Here is a 10,528-nt window from a genome sequence, read left to right as displayed (position 1 = left end):
CCCCCGGCGCCCCGGCCCGGCCCCGCCGCCGCCCCGCCGGGGGCGCGCGCCCCCCCCCCCCCCCCCCCCCCCCCCCGCCCCCCCCCCCCCCCCCCCCCCGGCCCCGGCCCCCCCCGGCCGCCCCCCCCCCCCCCCCCCCCCCCATTTTTTGGCGGGGGCCCCCCCGACCCCGTTGACCCCGGCCCCCCCACGCTCATATCTGCATGGCCTCTCCGCTGCGCGGTGCGCCGCGGGCGCCAGCGCCGGTGTCAGGCGCTCTTCGCGTCTCCGTCGAGCGAGGCGTCGACGCGCTTGGGGTTCGGCGCGGACGCGGCGTCCGCCGTCCCTGCGCTGAGCTCGTCGACGTGGGAGAAGATCTCCCGCTCGGCCTTGATGATGCCGCTGGCGAGGAAGCGGTTGCCGACGCCGCCGATCACCGCGCCGACGCCGAAGGGGATCAGGCGGCCGGCCCAGACGCTGCCCATGCGCGCGGCGATCTTGCGGCGGATCCAGCGCTTGATCTGGTTGTTGACGGCCGAGACCACGAAGTCGGGGGCGACGCCGTTGAGGACCGCGCCCCACTGCAGCCCCTGGCGGCCCAGGGCCTTCGAGACGAGCTGCTCGCCCTTCTCCCCTCCCAGCACGCCGAGCACCACGGTCTTGCGGCTGGCCTGATCACCCATGTCCACGCCGCGCACGCGCGCCACGGCGAGGATGAGGAAGGCGCACGCCTCGGCGAACGCGGCGCCCTCGCCCGAGGTCAGCGCGATCGCCGCCACGGTGCCCACGCCGGGCAGGGCGGCGGCGCCGCCGACGCCGGCGCCGGAGATGGTCAGGAGACGGCGGACCTGCTTCTCGACATGGCCGACGAGGTCCTCCTCGGACATCTCGGGGTGCTTGCGCCGCAGCGAGTCCACGTACTTGTCGGCCACGGGCCGCTGGATCCGCAGTGCATGGTCGACGATGCCGAGCACGCGCTCATCGGGCGCCTGAGGCCCCTGCGCGTCCTCGTTGTCCTTGCCGCTCGTGGATGACTTGGACCCACCGTTCGCGTTCGCCACGTTCAGCTCCCCTTCTGCTGTCCTGCGCGCCGGGAGACCCCGACGCCGTGGCACACCATAGCGGGATCACCCGGGCACAGGATGGACACGGCGACGCGGGACCGCAGGACCGCGGGCCGACGGGCCGACGGGCCGACGGGCCGACGGGTCAGTCGAGCACCACGGTCCCGGGAGCGAGGCGCTCGATGGGGCCCGTGAGCCCGAGACCGTCGACGGCTTCGGTGACGTCGGCCCAGCGCGGGGCGTAGCGGGTGTCGATGATCGAGCGCGGCACGGCCAGGTCGTGGCAGAGCGTGCCGGCGAGGTGGTCGGTCTCGTGCTGGAGGATGCGCGCGGGCCACCCCTGGTGCTCCTCGTCCACGTCCACGAGCGCGCCGTCCTGGTCCAGGAGGGCGCCCGTGAAGCGGATGCGCCGACCCCGCGGCACGATCGAGCTGAGCCCGTCGTAGGAGAGGCATCCCTCCCAGGCGAAGACCCGCTGCTCGCCGAGGACCTCGTAGGCGGGACCGAGCACCGCGCGCAGGGGGAAGGGCCGACGCTCGAGCAGGTCGTCCTCGGGATCCTGGTCGGCCGCGGCGAAGCGGTCCTCGGCCACGAACAGGCGCAGGGGCACGCCGATCTGCGTCGCGGCGAGGCCGACGCCCGGGGCCTCGCGCATGGTCACCACCATGGCGTCCACGAGCTCGCGCAGCAGCGCGGGGTCGAGGCGGTCCCGCGCGTCGCGCACGGGCCCGCGCAGGGCGGGATGGCCCGCTTGCACGATGCGCAGGGGCTCCTCGGGACGGGAGCGGCGGTCCAGGAGGCGCTGTACGTATTCGGTGAGATCCACGCCCCCAGTATCCCCGCAGGCGGCGTCCCCGCCCGCGCCGCCGCACCGTCGCGGTCGGCGCCCGGCGGCGCCGCCCGAGACGCCCCGCGACGCGACGACGTGCACGGTGTCCTCCCGGGCCTGAGATCTGGGATACACTTCCGATCGCCGGTGCGACGTTGCACACAGCCCTCGGGGCGGTGCACAGCGGCACCGGTGCTCTCAACACTTCACAACGGATCGTCCGGCACGTACCTGCCGGTGGAGGGAATCACCATGGCTACAGTCACGTTCGACCACGCGAGCCGCGTCTACCCGGGCCAGGAGCGCCCTGCGGTGGATGGCCTCGACATCGCCATCGAGGACGGTGAGTTCCTCGTCCTGGTGGGCCCCTCGGGCTGCGGGAAGTCGACCTCCCTGCGCATGCTCGCCGGTCTCGAGGAGATCGACGCCGGCCGCATCCTCATCGGCGACCGCGACGTCACCGACGTGCCGCCGAAGGATCGCGACATCGCGATGGTGTTCCAGAACTACGCGCTGTACCCGCACATGACGGTCGCCGACAACATGGGCTTCGCCCTGAAGATCGCCGGCACCCCGAAGGCGGAGATCCGCAAGCGCGTCGAGGAGGCCGCGAAGATCCTCGACCTCGAGCAGTACCTCGACCGCAAGCCGAAGGCGCTCTCCGGCGGTCAGCGCCAGCGTGTGGCCATGGGCCGCGCGATCGTGCGCTCGCCCCAGGTGTTCCTCATGGATGAGCCGCTGTCGAACCTCGACGCGAAGCTGCGCGTGTCCACCCGTACCCAGATCGCGTCGCTGCAGCGCCGCCTGGGCGTCACCACCGTCTACGTGACCCACGACCAGACCGAGGCCATGACGATGGGCGACCGCGTCGCGGTGCTCAACGGCGGCGTGCTCCAGCAGATCGACGCGCCGCGCCGCATGTACGACCACCCCGACAATGTCTTCGTCGCGGGCTTCATCGGCTCCCCGGCCATGAACCTGGTCGAGCAGAAGCTCACCGACCAGGGCGTCTCCTTCGGCGCCGTGACGGTCCCCGTCGACCGCGCGACCCTCTCGGACACCGACGAGACCTCCGTGACCGTGGGCGTGCGTCCCGAGGACCTCACCCTCGCCGAGAACGGCCTGGCCGTCGAGGTCGACGTGGTCGAGGAGCTCGGCGCGGACGCGTACGTCTACGGCCGCCTGGCCGGCTCGGACGAGAACTCCAAGCCGATCATCGCCCGCGTCGACGGCCGCAAGCCCCCGATGAAGGGCGAGACCGTGCACTTCCAGCCCAAGGAGGGCCACGTGCACCTGTTCGACGTCAAGACGGGCGCCCGCCTGGGCGACTGACGCGACCGCCCCGCTGCGCGGGGCCGCTCTCCAGCGGGCGCTCGGCCATCGGCCGGGCGCCCGCTGCCGTGTGCGCGACCGCTTCCGTGCGCGCGTCCGCTTCCGTGAGCAGGGGCGCCGGCGGCGCCGGCCGGCCGTCCGTTTCGTCCGCCTTCGGCGCGTGCACTGCGGGAACGCCCCATGCCTCTGCACACCTCCTGCGCACATCTCGCTTCACCGTGCGCGCGCGGGAGGGCAGAATAGTGCCTATGGCTTCCCTCGAGATCACGGCCTCGCGCCCCGACCCGGCACTGCTGGACCTGCCGTGGGAGGAGCCGCTCGAGGAGTGGCCCGAGTCGATGCTGGCCACCCTGCCGCGCGGCATCTCCCGGCACGTGGTGCGCTTCGTGCGCGTCTCGGGCCGTGTGCTCGCGCTCAAGGAGATCAATCGCGAGCTCGCCCAGCGCGAGTACGACATGCTGCGGATCCTGCGCAAGATCGGCATCCCCGCGGTCGAGCCGTTCGCCGTGGTCAGCGGTCGCGCCACGCCCGGCGGAGAGCCGCTCGACGCCGCACTCATCACGCGTCACCTGCAGTTCTCGCTCCCCTACCGTGCGGTCTTCTCGCAGGTCTCGAGCGAGGAGACGGCCCGGCGCCTGCTCGACGCCCTCGCGGTGCTGCTGGTGCGCCTGCACCTGGAGGGCTTCTTCTGGGGCGACGTGTCGCTGTCCAACACGCTGTTCCGCCGCGACGCGGGCGCCTTCGCCGCGTACCTGGTGGACGTCGAGACGGGCACTCTCCACGAGAGCCTCACCGACGGCCAGCGGGCCTACGACCTCGACATCGCGCGCACGAACATCATCGGCGAGCTCATGGACCTGCAGGCCGGTGAGCTCATCGACGAGGAGTCCGATCCGGTGGAGGTCGGCGACCAGCTGGTGGCCCGCTACGAGGAGCTGTGGTCCGCTCTCACCGAGCGCGAGAGCTTCTCGGCCGACGAGCGCTGGAGGGTCTCCGCCCGCATCGAGCGCCTGAACGAGCTCGGCTTCGACGTGGGCGAGCTCGAGCTCACCACGGACCTGGACGGCACCACCGTCTCCATCCAGCCGAAGGTCGTGGACGCGGGGCACCATGCGCGACGCCTCATGCGGCTGACGGGGATCGACGCCCAGGAGAACCAGGCGCGCCGTCTCCTCAACGATCTCGACCAGTACGGGGCGATCACCGACCAGCAGGCCGAGGACGAGGAGTTCGTGGCCCACGAGTGGCAGCAGGAGCACTACGAGCCGATCGTGCGGGCGATCCCCCGCACCATGCGCTCGAAGCTGCAGCCCCCGGAGTTCTTCCACGAGGTGCTCGAGCACAAGTGGTTCCTCAGCGAGAAGCAGGGCCGGGACGTGCCGATGAAGGAGGCCGTCCAGGACTACGTGGAGAACATCCTCCCCCATCGGCCCGACGAGAAGTCCCTGGTCACGACCGAGACGTCAGCCCTCCCGATCTTCGAGGGCTGACGCCCGCGTCAGGCGATGCCCGTGCCCTCGCGGACCCCGGCGATCTCGTAGAGCGCGATCGCCGCGGCGACCGAGGCGTTGAGCGACTCGGTGCGCTCCCCCATCGGGATCGAGACGACCTGGTCGCAGGTCTCCCGGGCGAGCCGTGAGAGGCCCTTGCCCTCGGCGCCGACCACGAGCACGACGGGCTCGGTGCCCAGCGAGCGCTCCTGGCTGGCGAGGTCCCGCGTGGAGACGTCCCCCTCGGCATCGAGACCCAGGGCGAACACGCCGCGGGACTTGAGGTCGGCCAGGGTGCGGTTGAGGTTCGTGACCTGGGCGACGCGCACGCGGCCCGCGGCGCCCGCCGCCACCTTCCAGACGCTCGCGGTCATCGACACGCTGCGGCGCTCGGGAAGGATCACGCCGTGGACGCCGAAGGCGCCCGCGCTGCGGAGGATCGCGCCGAGGTTGCGGGGATCGGTGATGCCGTCCAGCGCGACGAGGAGCGGCGGCTCGAAGGCGTCGTGGGCGATCTCCAGCAGCTCGTCGACGTCCGCGTACTCGTACGGCGGAATGGTCAGCGAGACGCCCTGGTGGACGGCGTGATCCGTGATGCGGTCGAGGTCGGTGCGGGTGGCCTCGGCGATCGGCAGACCGCGCGCCGTGGTCAGGCGCAGGATCTCGCGCACCCGCTCGTCGCCCTCGATGCGCGCGAGCACCGTGAGCGAGGTCGCCGGGATGCCCTCCTGGAGGGCCTCGAGCACCGCGTTGCGGCCGGCGACCTGGTTCTCGCCGGGAGCGGGGGCGTCGCCCCGGCGCTGCCTGCCGCCGTGACCGCCCTTCCCCGCGCCGCCCTTGCCGCCCTGGCCGGAGCCGCCGGAGCCGCCCTGGTAGGCCTTGTGACCGGGGCGGTCGCTCGCCTTGGGCGTCGGCCCCTTGCCCTCGAGCGCGCGGCGGCGCACACCGCCGGAACCGGCGGTCGCGCCCTTCTTCGTGCGGCGCATGGCGCCGCGACGGGAGCTGTTCCCTGCCATCAGGAGTCCTTCCTGGTCGCGGGTGCGAGGGTCCATCGGGCGCCGTCGGCGCCGTCCTCCACCCGGATGCCTGCATGATCGAGTGCGTCGCGGATCGCGTCGGCCCGCGCCCAGTCCTTCTCCGCCCGTGCCTCGGCGCGCGCGGCGAGCTGGCCGCGCACGAGCGCGTCGAGCGCCTCGTGCTCCCCACCGCCCTCTCCGGCGGTGTCGGCCCAGGACACGGGGTCCAGACCCAGCACGTCAAGCATCGCGCGGAGCTCCGCGAGCAGCGCGGCGATCGTCTCCGGTGCGGCGCCGCGCTCGGCGAGGGCGGCGTTCAGCGCGGCGTGCGTGCGGTGCACGACGGCCATCGCCTCGGGCACGCCGAGGTCGTCGTCCATGGCGACCGCGAAGGCCTCGGGGAGCTCGACGGCGCGCAGGTCCTGCGCGAGCACGGCGTCCTCCCCCAGCAGCTCCTGGGCGCGCTGCGTGCTCGCGCCGAAGCGCTCCCAGACCACCTCGGCCTCGCGCATCGAGGCGGCGTTGTACTCGATGGTGGCGCGATAGTGCGCGCCCAGCAGGGCGAGGCGCACGGCGGGGGCGGGATGCGCGGCGAGGGCGTCCTCGACGGTCACGAAGTTGTCCAGGCTCTTGCCCATCTTCATGCCGTCCACGGTGAGCACCGCCACGTGCATCCAGGTGCGCGCGAAGCCGTAGCCGGCGCCGTGGGACTGGGCCTGCTCGTTCTCGTGGTGCGGGAAGCGCAGGTCCAGGCCTCCGGCGTGGATGTCGAAGGTCTCCCCGAGGTAGCGGCGGGCCATCGCCGAGCACTCGAGGTGCCAGCCGGGGCGGCCGCGCCCGAAGGGCGTGTCCCAGGCCGCGGTCCCGGGCTCCTCGGGCTTCGCCGCCTTCCACAGGGCGAAGTCGCGCGGATCGCGCTTGCCCGGCTCGGGCGCCTCGCCCGCGTCCTGCATGTCGTCGAGGTCCTGATGGGTCAGGGAGCCGTAGTCGGGCAGCGAGCGCACGTCGAAGTACACGCTGCCGTGACCGTCGGCGTAGGCATGACCGCGCTCGATCAGACGCTCCATGAAGGCGATCATCTCGGTGACGTGGCCCGTCGCGCGCGGCTCGTAGTCCGGGACGCGGCAGCCGAGGTCGTCGAGGACCTCGTGGAACTCGCGCTCGAAGCGGTAGGACCAGGCCCACCAGGGCACGTCGTTCTGCGCCGACTTCGCGAGGATCTTGTCGTCGATGTCGGTCACATTGCGCACATAGGTGACGTCGAGGCCGCTGCGCTCGAGCCAGCGGACCAGCACGTCCACGGCGAGGAAGGTGCGCAGGTGCCCGATGTGCGGCGCCCCCTGCGTGGTGGGGCCGCACGCGTACAGCGAGACCGCGCCCTCTCGCACGGGGCGGAAGGGCGCGGTCTCGCGCGTTGCTGTGTCGTACAGGTTCAGGCTCACGGGTCCAGGGTACGTGGCCGCGGGCCCTGCCCGGGACCCGGGTCAGTCGGAGACGCGGGCGCTGACCTGCTTGCCGTAGAGCTCGTCGAAGGTGTCGTCGTAGGAGACGGCGTTCGCGCGGCGCTTGCCCTGCACGGCGTCGACGGCGCCCTTGGCGGTCTCGATCGTGGTCTCGGGGGCGCGGATCTTCCGCACCACGAGGAAGGCCACGAGGCCGGCGATCACGGCGAGGACGATGAACGCGCCCGCCACGATGAGGAAGGACGCCCAGGCCGGCAGGCCCGCGGCCTGCAGGCCCCAGGCGGCGGCGAACAGCAGCATCACCCAGGCGGAGAGCAGCAGGAACAGCAGCACGGCCGCGCACGCCGCGACCACACCCGCCTTGACGGCGATGCCCGTGATCTCCTTCTTGGCGATGTCGATCTCGGAGTGCACGACACCGAGCACCTCGTCACGGATCGAGGCGACGAGTTCGCCGATCGACCGCTGGGTGGGCGGGGTCGTCGGGTCGTTCGTGGTGTTGATCATGGTCGGAGCCTATCGCAGGTGGGATGCCCGGACACGCGGTCCGTGCGCGAACGGGCGGAGGGACGTGACGGGTCAGATGTCCGACGGGCGGGCTCGCCCGCGCCGGTCAGTCGACGTGGACGCGCGTGCGCCGCTTGGACTCGGCGCGGGGACCCGCCGCCGTGCTCTGGCGGGCGACGAGCGACGGGGCGACGGCCACGTCGCGCGCCTCCTGCTCATGGCCGGAGACGCGGTCCACGAGAAGCTGGGCGGCGAGCGCCCCCAGGCGGTCCGAGTTCGGGTCGACGCTGGTCACCTGCGTCACGCCCGAGGAGGAGAGCGAGGTGTTGCCGTATCCGGCGACGGCCAGCTGCGTGGGCACCTCGTAGCCGGCGTCGCGGGCGGCGGCGAGCACGCCGAGCGCCGTGACGTCGTTCGCGCAGGTCACCGCCGTGGGCACCTGACTGCCGCGCAGCAGCATCGATCCCGCGGTCTGCCCCACCTGCTCGGTGAAGTCGCCGGGCTCGATGCGCGCGTGGTCGGCGAGGCCGTGGCGCTCCATGGCGAGCTGGAAGGCGTCGGCGCGCTCTCGGGCGACGGTCGAGCCGACCCCGCCCACGTGCGCGATCTCGGTGTGGCCGAGGCTCACGAGGTGATCGACGAGCAGACCCTGGCCCACCTCGTCGTCGATGCGGACCGTGTCGAAGCGGCCGACGAAGGACCGCGAGCAGCCGATGCCCACGAAGGGCCGGTCGGCGGTGGCCTCGATGACGCTGTCGACGTCGTGGAGGTCGGAGACCATGAGGAAGCCGTCGACGCCGAGGTCCACGAGGGAGCGGATCGCGTCGGTGTCCGCGGCGATCGGGTACTCCGGGACGCGGCGACGGGTCGGGACGACGATCGCCGAGCGGCCGGTGGCGGTGAGCTCGATGCGGATCGCGCGCACCAGATCGGAGATCCAGGTGTTGCGCATCGTGTTGACGAGGACCGCGACCACGCCGCGGTGCGAGGTCTCGTCGGCGAGCTCCTCGAGCGGGAAGTTCAGCCGCTCGGCGGCCTCGTGGACGCGCTCGCGCAGGCGGGGCCGGATGTCGGCCTGGTCGCGCAGCGCACGCAGCGCCACGGCGCTGGAGATGCCCAGGCTGTCGGCGACGTCGCGGAGGGTGCCGCGGCTGGGCCCCTGGTCGGCGGCGATGGACGCGCTCACCGCATCGCCCTGCTCGATCACCTGGTCCGTCGCGCCTGCTCCCTCGGCGCTGTCCGAGTTCGGGTCGATGCTGCCGGCATCCTGCATGTCGTCCGCTCCTTCGCTGATGAGGTCATCGCTCATGGACTCATTGAACCGCACCGGGGCTCTGCGGGGTGCGCGGCTCGTCCGGGCGGGACAGGTCTCACAGCCTCGTGCGTCCGCCAGGCGGCGAGCGATCCGCCGCGCGAGCGGGGGTTATCCCCCGCGGGGCACGGCGGCCGGCCCCGGTGTGCGCCGCGACGCGCCCGCCTACGGTGATCCCATGACCTCCACGACGACGCCCGCCGGACCCGCGCCGGTGCCGCGGCCCGACGCACCGCGCCCCGACGCACCTCGTCCCCGCTTCCTGGTGGGGATGGCGAGCGTGCTGGTCTCGGGCCTGCTCTCGATCACCTGGCTGTGGATCAGCCTGACCGTCCTGGTCACCGGGCTCGCCTCCCTGCCCGCCGTCCTCATGGGCCTCCTGCTGCTGGTGCCGTGGGTGCTCGTCATGCGTGCGGCGGCCGCGTTCGAGCGCCGCCGGGCCCGGGCGGTGCACGGCGTGGACGTCGTCGTCCCCTCGCGACGGGTCGCGCGGGGCACGGGCTTCGGCGCCGCGCTGCAGAACCTGGGGCTCGACGTCATCTCCTGGCAGTTCTGGCGCTCGGTGCTGCACCACCACATCACGATGATCGTGGGCTTCTTCCCGAGCCTCGTCCTCTACGTCGGACTGTGGGGCGCGTGGACCGCGGCCGAGCTCGCGATCATGGCGCCCGATGCCCAGCTGGGCTCCTGGCGTCCCGGCCCGCTCGTGCTCGCCCTGGGGGCCGTCCTGTGCCTCGCGATCGCGCTCGGCTCGCTCGCCGCCGGGGTGCTCGCCGAGCGGGGGCTCGCGCGGGTGATGCTGCCCAGCAGCGACGACGGCCTGCGCCAGGAGGTCCAGGAGCTCTCCGTGCGCCGTCAGGGCGCGGTCGACGCCGCCGAGCAGGAGCGCCTGCGCATCGAGCGGGACCTGCACGACGGGGTCCAGCCCCGCCTGGTCGCGCTGGCCATGACACTGGGCATGGCGCGCTCGCGCATCGAGAAGGATCCCGCGGGCGCCGCCGAGCTCGTCGACGAGGCGCACGACGAGGCGAAGGCCGTCATCACGGATCTGCGCCAGCTGGCCCGCGGCATCCACCCGGCCGTCCTCACCGACCGCGGCCTGGACCCCGCGCTCTCCGCCCTCGCGGCGCGCTCCCCCGTCCCCGTCGGCCTCACGGTCGCCGTGCCGGAGCGCCTGGGCCGCGAGCAGGAGGCCGTCGCCTACTTCGTGGTGTCCGAGGCCCTCACCAACGTCGCCAAGCATGCGGGCGCCTCGCACGTCCGCGTCGACGTGACGCTCGCGGGGCCGGCCGATCGGCCGGGCGCTGCGGGATCCGCGCCCCGGCTCCCCGGATCGCCCGCGCCCACGGCCCTGCGGGTGCGCATCGAGGACGACGGCCGGGGCGGCGCGCACGTGCGGCGCGACGGCGTCTCGACGGGCCTCGCGGGGCTCACCGACCGCGTGCGCGCGACGGGCGGTCACCTCGTGGTCTCCTCCCCCGCGGGCGGCCCCACGATCCTGGACGCCACCATCCCCGCGTCCGCCCCGTCGACCCC

General features: G+C 73.3%; 9 protein-coding genes. 3 read left to right on the top strand and 6 right to left on the bottom strand.

Going from position 1 to position 10,528, the window contains the following annotated elements; genetic code table 11:
* Positions 1-248: 248 nt before the first annotated feature.
* Both MHY49_RS17850 and MHY49_RS17845 read right to left on the bottom strand, forming a co-directional pair.
* Positions 249-1,040 carry a hypothetical protein gene (locus MHY49_RS17850; protein ID WP_239206399.1) on the bottom strand — a complete coding sequence of 264 codons (792 nt, stop codon included), beginning with the start codon at positions 1,038-1,040 and terminating at the stop codon, positions 249-251.
* 148 nt (positions 1,041-1,188) lie between these two features.
* Positions 1,189-1,869 (bottom strand): peptide deformylase, encoded by a 681-nt coding sequence (locus tag MHY49_RS17845; RefSeq protein WP_239206397.1) that lies wholly within the window; start codon positions 1,867-1,869, stop codon positions 1,189-1,191.
* A 255-nt stretch (positions 1,870-2,124) separates the two neighbouring features.
* On the opposite strand from MHY49_RS17845, the gene MHY49_RS17840 reads away from it, so the two are divergent.
* The gene (locus MHY49_RS17840) at positions 2,125-3,204 is read left to right on the top strand and encodes an ABC transporter ATP-binding protein (RefSeq protein ID WP_228358703.1); all 1,080 of its coding nucleotides are present in this window, start codon (positions 2,125-2,127) and stop codon (positions 3,202-3,204) included.
* A gap of 248 nt (positions 3,205-3,452) precedes the next feature.
* Positions 3,453-4,694, top strand: a complete 1,242-nt coding sequence (locus MHY49_RS17835; RefSeq protein WP_239206395.1) for a DUF4032 domain-containing protein — start codon at positions 3,453-3,455, stop codon at positions 4,692-4,694.
* Between the two features lie 8 nt (positions 4,695-4,702).
* On the opposite strand, the gene rlmB is transcribed toward MHY49_RS17835, so the two are convergent.
* The 4 genes from rlmB to MHY49_RS17815 form a co-directional block, all read right to left on the bottom strand.
* Positions 4,703-5,710, bottom strand: a complete 1,008-nt coding sequence (gene rlmB, locus MHY49_RS17830) for a 23S rRNA (guanosine(2251)-2'-O)-methyltransferase RlmB (protein ID WP_239206393.1) — start codon at positions 5,708-5,710, stop codon at positions 4,703-4,705.
* Complete coding sequence (gene cysS / locus MHY49_RS17825; protein WP_239206391.1) at positions 5,710-7,152, bottom strand: cysteine--tRNA ligase; 1,443 nt, start codon at positions 7,150-7,152, stop codon at positions 5,710-5,712. Before cysS ends, rlmB begins: the two co-directional genes overlap by 1 nt.
* A gap of 42 nt (positions 7,153-7,194) precedes the next feature.
* Entirely contained in the window at positions 7,195-7,680 is a 486-nt protein-coding gene (locus MHY49_RS17820; RefSeq protein ID WP_239206389.1) for a phage holin family protein, read from the bottom strand.
* Between the two features lie 106 nt (positions 7,681-7,786).
* Positions 7,787-8,989: a LacI family DNA-binding transcriptional regulator gene (locus MHY49_RS17815; protein WP_228358707.1), complete on the bottom strand. Its 1,203-nt coding sequence runs from the start codon at positions 8,987-8,989 to the stop codon at positions 7,787-7,789.
* 181 nt (positions 8,990-9,170) lie between these two features.
* On the opposite strand from MHY49_RS17815, the gene MHY49_RS17810 reads away from it, so the two are divergent.
* The coding region (locus MHY49_RS17810) for a sensor histidine kinase (RefSeq protein WP_239206387.1) at positions 9,171-10,528 on the top strand (1,358 nt) is incomplete at its 3' end.

The organism is Brachybacterium sp. ACRRE (assembly GCF_022346485.1).
Classification (GTDB): Bacteria; Actinomycetota; Actinomycetes; order Actinomycetales; family Dermabacteraceae; genus Brachybacterium; species Brachybacterium halotolerans.
Note: the sequence above shows the minus strand (reverse complement) of the source record. Positions and strands in the feature narration are given on the sequence as shown.

Bases quoted from the DNA above. Each gene is read 5' to 3' on its own strand.
- MHY49_RS17840 (WP_228358703.1), top strand. From the start codon at position 2,125: ATGGCTACAGTCACGTTCGACCACGCGAGCCGCGTCTACCCGGGCCAG.
- MHY49_RS17835 (WP_239206395.1), top strand. From the start codon at position 3,453: ATGGCTTCCCTCGAGATCACGGCCTCGCGCCCCGACCCGGCACTGCTG.
- rlmB (WP_239206393.1), bottom strand. From the start codon at position 5,710: ATGGCAGGGAACAGCTCCCGTCGCGGCGCCATGCGCCGCACGAAGAAG.
- MHY49_RS17820 (WP_239206389.1), bottom strand. From the start codon at position 7,680: ATGATCAACACCACGAACGACCCGACGACCCCGCCCACCCAGCGGTCG.
- MHY49_RS17815 (WP_228358707.1), bottom strand. From the start codon at position 8,989: ATGAGCGATGACCTCATCAGCGAAGGAGCGGACGACATGCAGGATGCC.